At 45.2% G+C, this 16,774-nt stretch carries 15 protein-coding genes; 6 read left to right on the top strand and 9 right to left on the bottom strand.

What is annotated here, in order from left to right:
• Positions 1 to 222 precede the first annotated feature (222 nt).
• The gene (locus tag AWH61_RS16915) at positions 223 to 1,629 is read left to right on the top strand and encodes an aldehyde dehydrogenase family protein (protein WP_075177722.1); all 1,407 of its coding nucleotides are present in this window, start codon (positions 223 to 225) and stop codon (positions 1,627 to 1,629) included.
• Positions 1,630 to 1,640: 11 nt separating this feature from the next.
• Positions 1,641 to 2,057, top strand: coding sequence for a VOC family protein (locus tag AWH61_RS16910; protein ID WP_014948111.1), 417 nt, complete (start codon positions 1,641 to 1,643; stop codon positions 2,055 to 2,057).
• A 52-nt stretch (positions 2,058 to 2,109) separates the two neighbouring features.
• Here AWH61_RS16910 and AWH61_RS16905 read toward each other — a convergent pair whose 3' ends face one another.
• On the bottom strand, positions 2,110 to 2,829 hold the full coding sequence (locus tag AWH61_RS16905; RefSeq protein WP_075177721.1) for a PepSY domain-containing protein: 720 nt from the start codon (positions 2,827 to 2,829) through the stop codon (positions 2,110 to 2,112).
• A 77-nt stretch (positions 2,830 to 2,906) separates the two neighbouring features.
• Here AWH61_RS16905 and AWH61_RS16900 point away from each other — a divergent pair, with 77 nt between their 5' ends.
• Positions 2,907 to 3,377, top strand: a complete 471-nt coding sequence (locus AWH61_RS16900) for a LabA-like NYN domain-containing protein (protein WP_075177720.1) — start codon at positions 2,907 to 2,909, stop codon at positions 3,375 to 3,377.
• A 233-nt stretch (positions 3,378 to 3,610) separates the two neighbouring features.
• On the opposite strand, the gene ggt is transcribed toward AWH61_RS16900, so the two are convergent.
• Positions 3,611 to 5,329: a gamma-glutamyltransferase gene (ggt, locus tag AWH61_RS16890; protein WP_075177718.1), complete on the bottom strand. Its 1,719-nt coding sequence runs from the start codon at positions 5,327 to 5,329 to the stop codon at positions 3,611 to 3,613.
• Positions 5,330 to 5,405: 76 nt separating this feature from the next.
• Complete coding sequence (locus AWH61_RS16885; protein WP_039225029.1) at positions 5,406 to 6,782, bottom strand: Na+/H+ antiporter NhaC family protein; 1,377 nt, start codon at positions 6,780 to 6,782, stop codon at positions 5,406 to 5,408.
• Between the two features lie 196 nt (positions 6,783 to 6,978).
• Between AWH61_RS16885 and AWH61_RS16880 the strand changes: the two genes are divergently transcribed.
• A complete protein-coding gene (locus tag AWH61_RS16880) occupies positions 6,979 to 8,952 on the top strand; it encodes a glycoside hydrolase family 3 N-terminal domain-containing protein (RefSeq protein WP_075177717.1) in 1,974 nt (657 codons plus the stop codon).
• A gap of 106 nt (positions 8,953 to 9,058) precedes the next feature.
• A complete protein-coding gene (locus AWH61_RS16875; protein ID WP_075177716.1) occupies positions 9,059 to 10,129 on the top strand; it encodes a mechanosensitive ion channel family protein in 1,071 nt (356 codons plus the stop codon).
• 159 nt (positions 10,130 to 10,288) lie between these two features.
• On the opposite strand, the gene AWH61_RS16870 is transcribed toward AWH61_RS16875, so the two are convergent.
• Positions 10,289 to 11,791, bottom strand: a complete 1,503-nt coding sequence (locus AWH61_RS16870) for an exo-beta-N-acetylmuramidase NamZ family protein (protein WP_075177715.1) — start codon at positions 11,789 to 11,791, stop codon at positions 10,289 to 10,291.
• A gap of 18 nt (positions 11,792 to 11,809) precedes the next feature.
• The gene (murQ, locus tag AWH61_RS16865) at positions 11,810 to 12,823 is read right to left on the bottom strand and encodes an N-acetylmuramic acid 6-phosphate etherase (protein ID WP_083605983.1); all 1,014 of its coding nucleotides are present in this window, start codon (positions 12,821 to 12,823) and stop codon (positions 11,810 to 11,812) included.
• 190 nt (positions 12,824 to 13,013) lie between these two features.
• On the opposite strand from murQ, the gene alr reads away from it, so the two are divergent.
• Positions 13,014 to 14,090, top strand: coding sequence for an alanine racemase (gene alr / locus AWH61_RS16860; RefSeq protein ID WP_075177714.1), 1,077 nt, complete (start codon positions 13,014 to 13,016; stop codon positions 14,088 to 14,090).
• A gap of 425 nt (positions 14,091 to 14,515) precedes the next feature.
• On the opposite strand, the gene AWH61_RS16855 is transcribed toward alr, so the two are convergent.
• The 4 genes from AWH61_RS16855 to AWH61_RS16840 form a co-directional block, all read right to left on the bottom strand.
• Positions 14,516 to 15,241 (bottom strand): YitT family protein, encoded by a 726-nt coding sequence (locus tag AWH61_RS16855; protein ID WP_049588369.1) that lies wholly within the window; start codon positions 15,239 to 15,241, stop codon positions 14,516 to 14,518.
• Between the two features lie 222 nt (positions 15,242 to 15,463).
• Positions 15,464 to 15,775 carry a hypothetical protein gene (locus tag AWH61_RS16850; protein ID WP_014948122.1) on the bottom strand — a complete coding sequence of 104 codons (312 nt, stop codon included), beginning with the start codon at positions 15,773 to 15,775 and terminating at the stop codon, positions 15,464 to 15,466.
• A 92-nt stretch (positions 15,776 to 15,867) separates the two neighbouring features.
• Entirely contained in the window at positions 15,868 to 16,254 is a 387-nt protein-coding gene (locus AWH61_RS16845) for a VOC family protein (RefSeq protein ID WP_075177713.1), read from the bottom strand.
• Positions 16,255 to 16,302: 48 nt separating this feature from the next.
• The gene (locus tag AWH61_RS16840; protein WP_249922675.1) at positions 16,303 to 16,644 is read right to left on the bottom strand and encodes a Rho-binding antiterminator; all 342 of its coding nucleotides are present in this window, start codon (positions 16,642 to 16,644) and stop codon (positions 16,303 to 16,305) included.
• Positions 16,645 to 16,774 lie beyond the last annotated feature (130 nt).

The raw sequence follows: 16,774 nt of genomic DNA, 5'->3' as shown, positions 1-16,774 counted from the left end.
GCTTCAACGTTAACTTTTTATACTTTTTAAGTGTAACGTCAGCCACTTGCACCTAAAATACGAGCTCATTAAACATTAATTAACAATTTAGTTGCGTTGTCTTCGAACATCCCTATTAATATAAGATAGTATCAGTTAATTATTACGCTGCTTTGCCCGACAACAATCTTAAGATGAGCCATAGAATTGTTGCAGTGGGTGTTATGCTATCGGAGCCTTCTTATGCCAAATAGACCTTCTCTTCACGCAGTGGAAACTGGCGTGTGTTTCGTTGACGTTGTTCACAAGCTTAACGACAGTTTCGATACAGGGAAAACCCAGTCCTTGGAGTGGCGTAAAAGCCAGTTAAAAGCATTAGAAACTTTACTGAAAGACAACCAGCACGACATTTTGCAGGCCCTTAAAAATGACCTGGGCAAATGTAAGACCGAAGCCATGGTAGCGGAACAAGGGTTTCTGCTTTCTGATATCAAGCATACGCTTAAGCATTTGGATAAATGGGCAAAGCCACGCAAAGTATCAACGCCCATGGTGGCATGGCCAGGTAAGAGCTTTCGCAAGCCTGAGCCGCTTGGCACTGTGCTTATTATCGGAGCGTGGAATTATCCGCTTCAGTTATTGCTTGCCCCTTATATCGCCGCTATTGCTGCGGGCAACTGTGCGGTATTGAAACCCTCTGAATTGGCTGAAGAAACCTCGTCGCTGGTGGCTAAGCTTATTCCCCAATATATGGATAATTCATGCGTTGCCGTAATAGAAGGCGGTAAAGATGAAGCGACGGCGCTACTTGCCTGCAAATGGGACCATATTTTTTACACCGGTGGTGAAGTGGTGGGCAAAATTGTCATGAGCGCCGCGGCCAAACATTTAACGCCAGTAACCCTTGAACTTGGCGGTAAGAGTCCCTGCTTTGTTGATAAAAACACAAACCTTGCTGTCACCGCGCGCCGTTTAGTGTGGGGTAAATGGATGAATGCGGGCCAAACTTGTATTGCGCCTGACTATGTCATTGTTGAAAAGGGCTTTGAGCAAAAGCTTATCGATGCGGTTAAAAAAGAGCTGAAAAAGCAATACGGCAAAGTACCTTTATCGTCACGAGATTACGGCAATATCGTTAATCATCGTCACTTAAAGCGTCTTGAAAGTTACCTTGAAAATGTCAATGTGGTGTATGGCGGCGAGCTAGATGAATCTCGTCCAGCAATGGCGCCTACCCTTGTACTGGAGCCATCGCTAGATAGCCCGCTAATGAAAGAAGAGATCTTCGGCCCTATTCTACCTATTATCACTGTTGACAACATGGAGGCGGGCATTAAGTTTGTGAACAGCAGGCCTAAGCCACTCGCACTTTATGCATTTAGTGATAAGGACGATGTGCTTGATAATATTATCAGCAAAACCAGTTCAGGCAGTGTGTGTACTAACGACACTATGCTGTTTATGACTAACCCTGAGTTGCCGTTTGGTGGCGTAGGAAATAGCGGCATGGGTAGCTATCATGGCCAAGCAGGTTTTGATACATTCAGCCATATTAAAACGGTAATGAAACGTTCATTCGCCCTCGACGTGTTCTTTCGTTATGCACCGTTTTCTAAGTTTAAGCTGTCGTTGCTTAAGAAGTTTTTATAACAGGAGTTTTTATGGTTCAACCTTTTCATCTTGCCATTCCGGTCACTAATTTAACCGACGCAGAAGCGTTCTACGGTGAGTTGTTGGGTTGTGAAAAGGGCCGCAGTGACACCCAGTGGATAGATTGGAACTTCTTTGGCCATCAATTAGTGACCCACTGTGTAGAGGCTATGCCGTCGCCACCTTCACATAACGGGGTAGACGATCATGCTGTGCCGGTGCCGCACTTTGGCGTTGTGCTCACCATGGACGATTGGCAAGCACTGGCAAGTAAATTAGAGGCTGCCGATACCGAGTTTGTTATCGCACCTTACATTCGTTTTAAAGGTAAGCCGGGTGAACAAGCCACCATGTTTTTCAAAGACCCTTTCGGCAACGCGTTAGAGTTCAAAGCGTTCGCCGATATTTCTCAGCTTTTCGCTTCATAATAATGGGGGCAGTTGCTCTTTGCCGTACATCAAAGAGCTGCCTGATACTAGGCTAGCGCTTCTTCTTTTTTGGTTTGAAGCGCTTATATAAAAGCGCAACACCTGTAAGGGTGAACAAAAAGGCGCTGCCCGAAAAAGCAATTAACCACGGCGTGTTAAAGTTACTTCTGTCCTTGTAATCCATTATGTGCAACATCCACATAAAATCAAACAGCCGCCATGTGTCGGTACGTACGCGCAGAACACTGCCAGTGTTTGGGTCGATATAAAACCGCGAATTTAGGTCGTCATCGAAGTTTACCTGCCATAATGGCGCAGACAGGTTTTGCACTTCTTGAGGCAACACGCTTAATAGCCGGGTCTCACCAATATCGCCAGTACCTGCGTATTGCCCTTTTGCTGCTTTACGAATAGCGCTTTCTTGCATGGTTTGCAAAGCTTCACCTGTTAATGCGCTGTAGCGATAGGCAATGTTGTCATCCACGACATGATAAACAGGAATAGCATCAAGCGTGTTTGGGTCAGCATGGTCTACTTCATTTATACGGTGAGTAAGTGAAAGTACGGCAGCGCTACTGTGGTGGCGCAAAATGTCTGAAGGGGTAACCGTAACGTTGTGCCACGACGTAGTGACGGCTTGTTTTAAGTGGTTGCCTCTTACTTCATCGATAGGTAACCACGCCATAACCAGACCACTTAAGAACCATAGACCAATTTGAATGAACAGTATTAAGCCCAGGTAGTTGTGCGCTTTGCGCATAAATTTCATCATCAGGTTTTTTGGTTTTATTATCAAAAGGCTATAACATCAGAAAACAATAACCGAGTAAACCGAAGAAGAGGGTGGTTTTGAATAAAGCATTAGTGCTGGTAGACGTACAAAATGTGTATTACACCTGCCGTCAGGCGTACAAACGTAACTTTAATTACAACCAGTTTTGGCGTGAACTTACCTACAATTTAGACATAGCACATGCTTTTGCATACGCCATAGACAGGGGTGACAGCAAGCAACGTGAATTTCAAAACATTCTTCGTGCTATTGGGTTTGAAGTAAAGTTAAAGCCTTTCATTCAACGTGCTGACGGCTCGGCGAAAGGTGATTGGGATGTAGGTATAACAGTAGATGCACTTGAACGCGCCGACGATGTTGATGAGATCATTTTGGTGTCGGGCGACGGCGATTTCGATATTCTTGTAAACGCCCTTAAAGCAAAAGGGAAAACCGTAACGGTGTACGGTGTTCCTGCATTAACGGCTGAAAGTATTCAAAAAGTGGCGTCTAAGTACGTGCCTATCGACGCTGCTTTGTTGCTGTAAACACACTAGCAGTTTCGCCAGAGTTGATGCGATATTTAAATAGGCCAACTGTGGAATACTCCACAGCTATCTCCTCTGAAAAAGGGCTGTATGAATACTGAAACCACTTGAAGTTCCACGTTTCCATCAGCCCTTGAGCTAGTAGCCATAATTTCTCAATCATCATTGCTTCGTCTTTAAAGGACTGAGCAAATACGGCTTACCCTAATATGGCTTACATTAATACTGCTGTGCTAATAAGGCTGGACAAGGCTCTTACCTCGTCCGCTTTTTTCAGATGCGGCTTCTACACCCTCTTTAGTACGCTTAATTAAATGTACATCACCAAAGCGACGGTTATCTATGGTATAGCCCATTGCTTTAAGCTCATTTACCGTTGCCTCTGTAAACCCGTCGTGCATACGAATGGTGTCTTTGGGCAATAGCTGGTGATGAAAACGTGGTGAGTTCACGGCTTCTTCAGCGTTCATATCGTAAAGCAGGGCATTCAATAGCGACTGAGTTACTGACGAAATAATGGTAGTGCCGCCAGGAGAGCCTGTTACCAGTACCACTTGGTCGTCTTTAGTGACCAGCGTTGGCGTCATAGAAGACAGCATGCGCTTGTAAGGTTCAATAGCATTCGCCTCACCACCCACTGCGCCAAAGAAGTTAGGCACGCCAGGCTTAGCACTAAAATCGTCCATTTCATCATTCAACAAAAAGCCAGCGCCAGTCACAACAACACCGCTACCAAAAGTGAGGTTGATGGTCGTTGTATTGGCAACAGCGTTACCCCATCTGTCCATAATGGAGAAGTGGGTTGTATCTTCGCTTTCTTTTAAACCAGGCTTAACGCTTGGGGTATCAGAAATACTGGTAGGCTGAATATCTGCTGCGCGTTGAGTAATATAGTTAGCGTCAGTGAGCGCTTCTACCGGAACACTAACAAAATCAGGATCGCCCATGTATTCAGCGCGATCGGCAAACACGCGCTTACCAATTTCTGACATAACGTGAATGTATTCAGTACTGTTTTGCGCTGGCAAATCGTGCGTTGCGTCATAGGCTTCTAGCATGCCGATCCACTGGGCAACGGCAACACCACCAGAGCTTGGAGGAGGTGCGGTCACCAGCTCATAACCTTGCCAGTTTAGGTGAAGAGGTTTGCGCCACACTGCTTTGTAAGCCAGTAAGTCTTCATAGGTAATAAGGCCGCCGTTTTGCTGCATAAAATCAACAATATGCTTTGCTACATCGCCTTTATAAAAGCCATCCTTTCCCTGTTGCTGAATAGCTTTAAGCGTTTTCGCTAGCTCTGGCTGTTTGAAGGTAGTGCCTGCTTTAGCGTGTGCAAAATACTCGCTAAAGTTGTTATTGATAGAAGCTTCTTTGGTACGCTCAATATAGTGATCAATGTTATTGGCCAGCTTCTCGTGAACCACAAAACCTTGCTCGGCTAAATCAACGGCTGGTGCGAGTAGACGCTCCCAATCCAATGTGCCGTATTTTTTGTGCGCGGCCCACATACCAGCAACGGTACCAGGAATGCCAGACGCTTTAGCCCCAAACAAAGACTCGTACGGTTTTACGTCACCTTGCTCGTCAAGATACATATCGCGATGCGCATTTTCAGGTGCCATTTCACGGTAATCTAAAAAGTCGGTGCTATCTTCAAACTTTATTGTCATAAAGCCGCCACCGCCTACGTTGCCCGCCTCAGGTAGAGTAACAGCCAAGACAAACTGTGCCGTAATAGCAGCATCAATTGCGTTACCACCTTCTTGGAGTACCTGCATTGCAGCATCGGCACTGTAGCTGTCAGGCATGGCAACGGCCTGTTGGCTAAGCCCTACTGTATTGTTGCTAGCACTATCAACAGGGGGATTTGGCGCATGGGAACATGCTGCCACTACTGAAATAAATGCCACTATTACCGAGATAAACCCGACGTTAGCTATCCGCTTTTTCATTACAAACTCCTTGTTACAGACATTGCTAAACCTTTGCGATTAGCAACTGACTTCCAGCAAGCTTTAATCAACGGCATTAACCAAGCATGATCAAGCTTGCTACAAAATAGGCAATAAGCGTAAGTGCGCCCGCAAATAGTGCGTAGGGAAACTGAGTTTTAACGTGCGTTAATACGTCAGTACCTGCTGCTAGCGAAGATACGGCAGTAGTGTCGGAAATAGGTGAACAGTGATCACCAAATATGCCGCCCCCCAAAATAGCGCCAATGACCAGTGAAGGGGGTAACCCTAAACTTTGAATCAACGGCACACCAATAGGAATTAGGATGGCGAATGTGCCCCATGACGTGCCTGTGGTAAACGACATGATCGCTCCGGCAATAAATAGCATGGGAACAATAAGCACTAAAGGAAGATACTCTCCCACTATGCCCGCGACAAACACGCCCGTTCCAAGCACCTTAAGGCTATTGCCTAAGGTTAACGACAGTAACACTATGGTTACTAGAGGAAGTAGTTCACCCATCCCTTTAAAACCAATTTCTACCGCTTCCTTGTGGGTAAAACGTTTGTGGATTAAGAGCAGGCCATAGGCAATGGCAGTAGCTAAAGCAGTAGCGTAAAGTACAGATTTGCTCCCGCTGCCTTCAGACAATACCCCATTACCTGTCCAGAACATGAAGCCAACCATGCTTAATACCATTATTATTAGCGGTACCAACATAAAACGTGCCTTGGTGGCAGGTTCCGTAGTTTGGTTAACCTCTACATGCGTGAGTGCTTTTTCTTCCTCAGCCATGGGGCCGTGCACTTTGTCAGCGGAAATAGTGTAGGCCACAATAAGTAAGGTGAAGATAGCGTAAAAGTTAAAAAATACGCTGCCCCATAAAATTGAGGCTGACGAAGCTGGTAGCTCGTATGCATCGAGCAGGCTGAGTATAAATGCCCCCCAGCCGTTCAATAAAATCAAAATGCAAACGGGCGCGCTGGTGGAGTCGATGATGTAGGCTAAGCGCGCGCGGCTCATGCCGAAACGGTCAAACAGACCTCGGGCGAATATGCCGGCAGTGAGCACACTTAAGTTTGATTCTATGAATACAGCGATGCCAGTGAACATGGTCAAGCCGCCAACTTGTTTGCGACTCTTCGCTACCCCTTTGTTTACTAGAAAGTTGACCGTTGCCGTTACTCCGCCAGAGTCACGTATAAATGCGAGCAACGCGCCCACTAGTACAGAGAAAATAAGCACCCGTGTATTGCCCGGACTCGCGGCGGTATCAACCACGCGCTCTATGGCATTAATGGGCGCCATATAGCTGCTAGCGATATCAGCATTTACCAAAATTAACGCTTCCGCGCACAAAACAGCCAGCGCTAATGCGAGTATGACTTCTTTTTTCCAAAAGACGACGGCAATAGCCACAAGAGGGGGGATGACTGACATCCAATCCATACTTCTTTCCAAACTTAAATTTATGTGTGCCTAGGACTTGTTGAGCTTTGATAAGTTACTACGCTCTACTTGCCCTATAGGTATGTCTATTTGCGTAAGAGAATGTGTGATTGCAGTTCAAAGTTGGCGAACATGCTTCTCTCATTTATGCTAGCGTACCGTATTGTGCTTCGTGTTACCAAGGATTAGATAAACATTGTTATTCCAGCAAGTTATTTGTAAAAAACGTGCTTCATTGATGGGCCTTAGCGCTATCTTGTCAGGCATACTCATTTTATTAAGTGCTTCACTGTTTACTGCTAGCGCAACCGCTCAATCTGAAAGTGCTAACGCTTCGAATAATCCTAAGCCCAGCGCTGATGCCGAAACAATTCGCGCTGTAAAAAACATGCTCGGGCAAAAAATCATTTTGGATTTTCGCTATTTCTGTGAAGACAATACGCCGTCTTCGCGCTGCCGTACGCCCATGACCGTAATTCCACCGTCACTTTTAAATGTGCTTAGTACGCACAACATCGGCGGTGTTATTTTGTTTTCAGAGAACATTCAAAATACCGAGCAGTTAATTACGCTCAATTACACCATGCAGCAGCATATGGTTAAAACAGGTCGTCAGCCGTTGTTTATTGCTGTCGATCAAGAAGGGGGCAGAGTAGCAAGGTTGCCTTCAGACATGCTCTCGCCGTTTGCGGGTAACATGGCCATTGGCGCCACTTTTCATCAGCGAGGCAGCGCATTTGCGCAAAGTGTGGCATCGCATATTGGGCAAACGCTTTTACCGCTGGGAATAAACACCAATTTTGCGCCGTCGGTTGATGTAAATAGCGAGCCGAAGAACCCCGTTATTAACGTACGCAGCTTTTCGGAAAATCCAGAGCAGGTTGCCGCACTCGGGCAGACATTTGTCAGTGCTATGCAAAGTACAGGTGTAATGAGTGCTATCAAACATTTTCCAGGCCATGGTGATACCCATGTAGATAGCCACAGTGGCTTGCCGCAAGTAACGCATAGCAAAGCGCAAGCTATGGCGGGTGACATCCTTCCTTTTGCGAATATCATTAATAGTGCAACGCCTCCTGCAATGGTTATGAGTGCACACATTCAGTACCCGTCTTTAGACGATACGACAATTATTGATAAGCATGGTAAGTCACAAATAGTTCCTGCTACTTTGTCAAAGAAGATACTAAGCAATTTGCTTCGCAACCAATTAGGATATCAAGGCCTTATCGTTACTGACGCGTTAGACATGGCAGGTATTACTCAGTTTTTCTCCCATGAAGAAGCATTAGTCAGTGCATTCAGCGCAGGTGCTGATATTGCGCTTATGCCGTTCACCATAAGAAACCAAGACGACATAAAAAAGTTCGCGTTACTTTTGGATAATGCAGCAAATCGAATGTCGGAAAGCGCTTTCTTGAAAGCGTCTCATAATCGTATTATTAAGGCAAAACAGCGCTTTGCTTTGCAAAGTTTTATTTCCAAGCCCATGTCATGGTGGCTCAATGAAGCGAAAGAAAATGCTTCAATGAATAATCCTAACAGTTTGAAAAACCGAGGAATTCAAATTGAGAAAGCGCTTTCCAGATCGTCGGTAACTGTACTCTTCGGGAAGGATGAGTTGCCAATAACTTCAAATCGCTGGTTGGCGCTTATGCCAGACGCAGCAAGATGTTTAGCATTTGAAGCCGCGCTTACACGCGCACGTTCCAACTTCAACAATAAGACTCTGGAGTTTGCGTGTTTGCCGTTAACTGCGTTACCTAAAACCCAATTAGCAATGAATCTACTAAAACAAGCTGACGTGCTAGTGGTTGGTAATATTAGTCCGCTACATGCTAACTATGAATTAGGAGGAGTTGATTTACCTGAGCATGTGAAACGACGCGCAAGCGAGACTGAGGTGATGGCATTTAGCAAAAAAATAATGGTTGCTGCGAAAGCACAGAATAAAACCGTGGTCTTTGCTCCACTGCGCATGCCATATAAAGCGCATGACGTGAAAGAGCTAGCCGATGTTGCTATTGCTACATTTAGTTATGCGGTGAACATTACACAGCAAAGTGACAAAGAAAATCAGCACGTTACGAGCTATAGTCTTAATGCATTGGTTGATGTATTACTTGGTAGCGTGCTCGCTGAGGGACGTTCACCTGTTTCGTTGAAATAGGTGGCCACGCGAAAGCAGAGACCAAAACCAAAGATATTGCCCATTTAAGTGCGAACAAAGAGCCAAGCCAAAAGTCATTTTAAAAGCCATTTCAAAAGGAAATACCGTGAATACAACAAATACATCAGGCGCTACGCAAACGTCATTAGTCGATACGGTATTAAGTGCGTTGTTCCCTTTTGTTCCGCTCCTTGTCGCTATTGTATTGGTAATAAGTGTGCTCATTGCACTGCACTACCTTCTGCTAGCCAAGCAGAGCCATCTTACTAGTGAGCAGAAGTTACCTCGCCAAGTTGGAATGTTGGTACTTACTATCATTGGCGCTGTTGTAATTGCAATGACGCTCCCTGTAAGTGAGAGTACTAGAAATCAGGTTATTGCACTTATCGGCGTACTTATATCAGGTGTGATTGCCTTTTCTTCTACCACCATGGTAGGGAATTTGATGGCGGGGATCGTACTTCGTGTAAATCGTCCGTTTAAAGTGGGTGACTTTATCAAGGTAGAAGGCTACAGCGGTCGCGTTACCGAAATGGGCTTGCTCGATGTGGAAATTCAGACTGAGAGCAGAGAGCTTATTGCCTTTGCCAATACGCTGATGGTGAATTCGCCCGTTTCTGTGACCAGAGCGTCTGGCGCAATTGTTAGTGTGGATATCAGCTTAGGTTACGATATTCATCACAGCATTATTGAAAAGCACTTACTTGTTGCAGCTGAAAATGCTCAGCTGTTAGAGCCATTTGTACAAGTAGTTGGGTTAGGCGACTTTTCAGTAAGTTATCGCATTTCAGGTCTACTAACCGAAGTAAAGAGTTTGCTGAGCGCGCGTTCAAGACTTCACAAAGCCGTACTCGACGCTTTGCATAATGCCGATATTGAAATTGTTTCTCCTAGCTTTATGAATCAACGCCCCCAACCTGACGGCTTGAAAATGATAGCTAAATCGCCTGGACACACTAAACAAGAAGAAGCATCTCCTGAAGACGTTATTTTTGACAAAGCTGAAGAGGCCGAGCAAAAAGAAAAAAGTAAAGAAACGCTGATGCAGACGATCGCCGATATTGATGCAAAAATCGCTGAGAGTGACGGTGAAAGCAGAGATGAGCTTAAACATCAAAAAGCCACCGCTGAAGCTCAGCTCGCAGCTTTGGTAAAAACAAAAAATGAAGAAGGTTAGTTTTCACTAACTTTTTTAGCTTCCAATAAAGCTGTGTTTATGTGGGTGTGAGTGTTTACTTACATGTTGTATGTTAAGTTTGGCATCGCTATCGCTTCCTCCACATTTACCTTGATAAGAAACCTCAAATCCTCAAGGCTAAAAACGTTTATCTGTACATCAATCCGTGTCTTCGTAAAGCAGGTATGCTTTTCGTTTTTCTCTAAATTTGCTTAACTCTTTCTGCCAACTCTGGCGAATTTCTGCAGGCGTTTTACCGGCTTGAATTTGATATCGTAGCGCATCGGTACCCGCTAATTTGTCGAAGAAATCTGGGCGAGTAAAGAAGATTTCTTCAGAGGCATCACTGGCGCTGACCATTTTGTTATATTCAGAAAAAAGAGAATAGGCATCTATCAATGTAGCGATATCTAAGCCACTAATTGGTGAGCGCTTGTGAGTTGTTTGCTTAGAGTCAGAGCCTTCCAAGAGCAAAGGATCAGCATAAGAAAAGACATGTGCACTTAGCAGAGTATTTTCATGTTTAGGGTGGGGCGCTGCACTATTTGCATTTACCGGTATCTTGGTTTTACCAAATTCAACAAACGGGTGGCCAATAAGTTGGAAGGGAAAGTCAGTGCCGCGACCTATACTCACATCGGTGCCCTCAAAAAAGCACAGCGTTGGGTAAAGGCGTATCGATAAATCGTTTGGCAGGTTAGGACTTGGGGCTACGGGCAATGAATAATGTGCAGTGCGTTGATAATCCTGCACTGGGACAACGGTAAGCTTAGCGTTGTCATAACTGCTCGCGTCAATATCTAACCACTGTTCCCCCACAATCATTCTAGCAAGTTCGCCCAAGGTCATACCGTGTAAGACGGGGATAGGATGCATACCAATGAAGGACGAAAATTCAGATTGTAGTACTGGACCGTCAACATAACGGCCGTTAGGGTTTGGCCTATCTAACACGATAACGTCGATATCACGCGTAAAGGCCGCCTCCAACACATAGTGCAAGGTGCTTAAATAGGTGTAAAAGCGTACGCCTACATCCTGGATATCGAAAACAATCACATCGATGCCATCCAACATGTTGGGGGTAGGCTTTTTGGTTGCGGCGTAAAGGGAGTGAATAGGTAAACCGGTTTTAGCATCAATATTGCTATCTACCTTTTCGCCGGCGCCTTTATCTCCTCTAAATCCGTGCTCCGGCGACATAATACTTACAACATTAACACTGCGTTGAAGTAGGGCATCAAGCAGATGCTGATTGCGCTGGCTTGTCTTTATCTTATTTTTTTGTGTAGCCAAGCTATTGCTTGATTCGCGCTCTTCAGGCTCAACTTTGCTAGAAGGCAATGCGCTGTGGCTCGAAACCAACGCGCTTTGGTTTACCACCAAACTAACCCGTTTACCTGCTAGCAAGGGCAGATATTTCGAGTAGCGTTCAGCGCCTACAGTAAACGGCTTAGTGCTTGATACAGGCTGCTTTTCTATTAGTGTAGGATGCTTCGCGTTGCCACCTGTATCACTTGTATATACATGTGTAGATAAGCTTTGCTGTGCACAGCCGGTAAGCGATAAGCTAATTAGTGCTAGAGAAAGCACTGCAATGAATGCGCTCGACGTTAGGCGTCTAAATACCTTGCTCAATGTGACCGAAGTTAAAACCTTCATAGCATTAGTTTACCGTGGTTATTCGCTTTTATTCACGGCGGAACGTAAATACCCACCGCTAGCATCTAATTGAGCGGCGGCCTGCTCGGCAGATTGCCCAGTTAATACCATTAAAATAGCAACTTTAGCTTTGTTATTACACGCACTAAGCGCTGCTAAAGCAGTATTTTCACTGCAGTCCGTAGCCTGCATAACTATGCGAAGCGCACGGGCTTTTAGTTTTTCGTTAGTGGCATTCACATCTACCATTAAGTTTTGATAGGTTTTCCCCAGCTTAATCATTGTGCTGGTGCTAATCATATTAAGAATTAGCTTTTGCGCCGTACCCGACTTCATGCGCGTACTGCCAGTAAGTGCCTCAGGACCAACAACTGGGCATATAGCTACATCAGCATGGGTAAAAATAGCGGCGTTAGGGCTACATGCAATAGCGCCAGTAAAGCAGCCAAGCGAACGGGCATATTCCAGTGCGCCACTTACATAGGGTGTACGACCGCTTGCCGAAATACCAATAACGGTATCGTTGTGGTTTAAGGACAGCGCTACAAGATCAGCACGCCCCGCGTCGACGTCATCTTCTGCACCTTCTACGGCGTGCTGAATGGCTTTTTCACCGCCAGCTATCACGCCAACAACCAGTTCATCAGGCACGCTAAACGTGGGGCGGCACTCTACCGCATCAAGTATGCCCAGCCTGCCGCTGGTCCCCGCGCCTATATAAATAAGCCTGCCACCATTTTTAATGCTAATGGTTGCAGCATCCACCGCTTTTCCAATTTGCGGAATTTGCGAGGTAACTGCGTTTGCCACTTTCGCGTCTTCGTTGTTAATGCGGGCAAGAATGCCTTCCGTGCTTAGCGTGTCTATATCGAGGGTGTCTGGGTTTCTGCCTTCTGAAACAATTTTATTCAGTGACTGGGCTAATTCGTTAACGGTGGGCTTATTACCTGCCGCTTGATTGTCAGTACTGACTGTATTTTTAATACTGGCGTTGGCGGATGACTCTGAAGTAGAAGAATTGTGCGAAGACATTGAAAACCTTGGGGCAACGAAATTGTGATAATGAGCTAGCGCAAAGCATAACGGTATTTTATGCCATAAGAAACCTTGCGTTAGATGGTACGTTTTTCATTATTAATCCTGCGCAGCTAATACGTTTCTCGTGGTACACTTTGGCTTTCGATATTCTTTCTCATTAAACATTTAAGGAACGTGTTTTTCTGTGAGCCGACAAACGCAAGCTATCATTCATGCTGATGCCCTTTTACATAATTTTAAAGCCCTTGCTGCTTTAGCGCCCTCAAGTCAGTCTATGGCGGTAGTAAAGGCCGACGCTTATGGTCATGGAGCAGTAAATGTAGCGCGCATTCTTCAGCATGTTTCTTCGCGTTTTGCCGTAGCAATAATTGAAGAAGCCATTGCGCTTCGCGACGCGGGAATTTCTGCGCCTATTGTGGTGTTAGAAGGGGCACATCAGGCAAAAGAGTGCCAAATGGCATTTCAGCATAACTGTATATTAGTTATGCACTGCGAAGAACAGCTTACGTGGTTAGAAAGCTGCCCCGAACAGCAGCGCCCGCATATTTGGCTTAAAGTGGATAGCGGCATGCACCGGTTGGGTTTTGCCCTTTCCGATATCGAAGGGATTGCTGCTAAGTACAATCATTTACTTAGCGAGCAAACGGTTATTGCTACGCACTTTGCGTGCGCTGACGATGTAGATAATAACTTTACCAACACGCAAATCGATGCGTTCAATCAAGTAGCGAGTAAATTGGGCTTGCCAACCAGCGTGGCTAATTCTCCCGCCACGGTAAACTGGCCTGCAAGTCGAAATGCTTGGAACCGTTTAGGTGTGGGGGTTTATGGAGGTGCCGTTTCTACCGCACAAAATCTCGACATTGAAATCTACCCTGCCATGACACTTCGCTCCAGTGTATTAGCGGTACGAACCATACCGGCAGGCGAGGGAATTGGTTATGGTCAAACCTGGGTAGCAAGTAAGCCCAGCAAAATTGCAACCGTTGGCATTGGTTATGCCGATGGCTATCCAAGACACTGCAAAAACGGTACGCCGGTAATGATTAGAGGTAAACGCGCCTATTTAGTTGGCCGCGTTTCTATGGACATGATCACAATCGATGTAACTCATATCGACAACGTCGCGGTGGGCGATGAAGTTGAACTCTGGGGGCAGAATGTGCCAATTCAGGAAGTTGCGGCTAATGCTGACACTATCGACTACGAATTAATGACCCGCGTTTCTCAACGGGTGCCGCGCATTGTAAAATACCTTTAACTTTCAAAGCAGTGCCAATTTGGCCAATCTTTATATAAGTTTTAATAAAGCACTATTCATTAAAAGAATGAGACTTTTACCCCCATTTTGAGCCTATACTGTATCGGCTTGGTTGCGGGATTGCGGTGAATGTTTCGCCTCCAACTGTGCTGAGCAACAACTCATAAGTGAGGTTTGTATGCGTACTTCGTTTTCTCGTCCAAGAGTGAACCGTGGAGTAGTAAGTCGACCGTCAAGACCTGTTCAGAAGAAGCAATAGGTTTGTTGTAGGCGTCTAGGGATACAAATAAAAGATACAAGAAAGCCCGGTTAGGTTGTGCCTAACCGGGCTTTTTATTTGTTGCCCTAATCATCGCTGCTGTCTCTTTTTGAGGGGAGTAACAGCGAAAATTTATGACCGAATGGCAAAGACTGGCTGAGTAAATTTAGCCGTTTTGTGCGCGAAGCTCGCTGTCTAAGCACTGTTCTAGGCTGTTTTCAGCACGATTTTCCATGTGATTGGTATCGGCGTTGTTTGACTCAACGTTTGCCTTTTTTGATTCAGATTCGCCTTGCACTGGGAAGTAACGCTCTGGTCTATGGTTAAGCGAAATAACCATGTTCAAACAAAATGCGGCTAAAATTGAAATCAGCACTAAAGGCCAAGCGATGAAAAACAGAGCACTAAGTAATATACAGCTATCGACGGTTAGCTGGAATGTACCGGCTCTAATATTGAAACGCTGTTGTAAATAGAACGCCATAATACCAACGCCACCAAGGCTTGAGCTATGACGAAACATCATCAGCATACCTACACCAATTAGAATACCGCCAAATACCGCCGCGAAAAATGGATTTACGTGGCTAATATCCACAAACGCTGGAATTTGCTCGGTTAGTACAGAAACCGTGGTGACGGATATAAAGGTGTTAATGGTGAAACGCTTGCTAATTTGCGTCCAAGCTAGGGTGTAAAACGGTAAGTTAATCAGAAAGAATAGCAAGCCGAAGTCCATATCTACGGCATAAGTACCTAACAGCGCTAAGCCTGCCGCGCCACCTACCATTAAGTCTTGAGACTGAAATAAATATACGCCAAAAGCAACAAACAAGCCGGCGCTTATCAGGGCGAAAACATCCTCGATGACACTGTGTTTTGTTTTTTGCATAAGAAAAAGTTTGCGTTAAGAAGACACAGCGTAATTATACGTTTACAACACAGTAGGTTACAGCGAGATGAAAAGTTAACTCGGTGCGATAAATGGCGGAAGGTAAGTTTGCCTTTACGACTTTTAGCGCACCGGTGAATAGGGTGTTGCGTCGATGTAAACGTTGCACCAACCTGGTTCACATAAAACGCAAAAAGTAGAGGAAGCTGCTAGGGAGTCTGATTACTCAACAATAGAGAATACAACGGTATCTTGCTTATTAAATTCTACGCTGCATTTCATAATGCCTAAGTGTAGCGGGCTATATGCTTCGATTTTGCTGCCATTTGCAACAAACTCTGTATCCCACAACAATAAGTTTGCAGTATCTAGCTGGCGTTCGACACTTTTTTTCGATACGCCAGGCGTAAAATTATCGCAGAGAATTATGACTTCGCGCCTTGCTTCTATCCAATAAAACGTCGTAGTGATCAACAGTGCTATTGCCGCTATTGCAACAACATCAGCAATAATGGAACGCTTCATGGCCTGCACGTGCTACTTCTCCTCTACTTCCTTACACTATTCATTTAAAACCTTGCCGCAAAAAATATCGCAACGACAAGGCGCACTTATATAAAGTGCAATTAGGTGGTTTGGATCAAATCCCACTTATTGCCAAACTTATCTCTAAAGATGGCTACCGTACCATACACTTCTTCCCGAGGGGTTTCTAAAAATGCCACCCCTTTGCATTGCATGGCATTGAAGTCGCGCCAGAAGTCGTCAGTATTCAAAATCAAAAATACTTTATCGGCGGCTTGGCTGCCAATGAGTGCCCTTTCTGTGTCATTTTTTGCTTGCGCCAACAACAAGCTCGTAGCACTGTGTGGTGGGGTTACCAGAACAAAACGCGAGTTTTCGCCGGTTACTTTGTCTTCGGTTAAGGTAAAGTTTAAAACCGTGGTGAAGTATTCAACGGCACTGTCGTAGTCGTCTACAAAAAAAGTAATGGCCGAGAGGTTTTGCGTCATAAATCAGGATCACTTTGAAAGTTAAGCTAAGTTAGCTGCGCATACTACCTAAAAGCTGACTGAGCTGAAATGCGGGTTGTCAGTTATTGCGTGAAGTTGAGCGATTTCATTAAGCGCAATATTTTGCGTGGTTTTGTCGATGGACATTTGAATACACTCTGTGGCCACGTCGTTGCGTTTATCGATAACTGTGGTCAATGCTTTACCGTTTATCGTATTCCCGTCTTTTAATACCACGCTCACTTCAAGCCCATACATACACGCAATTTCGATGTAGTCGTAAAGCTGGCACGCTATGTTCACATATTCCCCTATTCGCTGTTCAAGTGGCGACCAATTAGTAGAGTAGACCTGACGTTCACAGCAAAACTTTCCGCATCTACCGCGCATACATAGCACTTCACTTTCCACAGTAAACGACCAATGTTTAAATGCCGCCGCCTCGCGGGGGGCGATTAATTTGCTTGAGTCACGTCACAGAAGTCTGACCTTAACAAATGATCTTTTTTTAAGGTTTGCT

Source organism: Alteromonas sp. W12, from assembly GCF_001924945.1.
Lineage (GTDB): Bacteria > Pseudomonadota > Gammaproteobacteria > Enterobacterales > Alteromonadaceae > Alteromonas > Alteromonas macleodii.
The sequence above is the reverse complement of the archived record's forward strand: the minus strand, read 5'-3'. Positions and strand labels throughout refer to the sequence as shown.

Coding starts and splice junctions, on each gene's coding strand:
- AWH61_RS16840 (WP_249922675.1), bottom strand. CDS start 16,644: ATGCGCGGTAGATGCGGAAAGTTTTGCTGTGAACGTCAGGTCTACTCT.
- AWH61_RS16905 (WP_075177721.1), bottom strand. CDS start 2,829: ATGATGAAATTTATGCGCAAAGCGCACAACTACCTGGGCTTAATACTG.
- ggt (WP_075177718.1), bottom strand. CDS start 5,329: ATGAAAAAGCGGATAGCTAACGTCGGGTTTATCTCGGTAATAGTGGCA.
- AWH61_RS16885 (WP_039225029.1), bottom strand. CDS start 6,782: ATGGATTGGATGTCAGTCATCCCCCCTCTTGTGGCTATTGCCGTCGTC.
- AWH61_RS16910 (WP_014948111.1), top strand. CDS start 1,641: ATGGTTCAACCTTTTCATCTTGCCATTCCGGTCACTAATTTAACCGAC.
- AWH61_RS16855 (WP_049588369.1), bottom strand. CDS start 15,241: ATGCAAAAAACAAAACACAGTGTCATCGAGGATGTTTTCGCCCTGATA.
- AWH61_RS16915 (WP_075177722.1), top strand. CDS start 223: ATGCCAAATAGACCTTCTCTTCACGCAGTGGAAACTGGCGTGTGTTTC.
- murQ (WP_083605983.1), bottom strand. CDS start 12,823: ATGTCTTCGCACAATTCTTCTACTTCAGAGTCATCCGCCAACGCCAGT.
- AWH61_RS16845 (WP_075177713.1), bottom strand. CDS start 16,254: ATGACGCAAAACCTCTCGGCCATTACTTTTTTTGTAGACGACTACGAC.
- AWH61_RS16870 (WP_075177715.1), bottom strand. CDS start 11,791: ATGAAGGTTTTAACTTCGGTCACATTGAGCAAGGTATTTAGACGCCTA.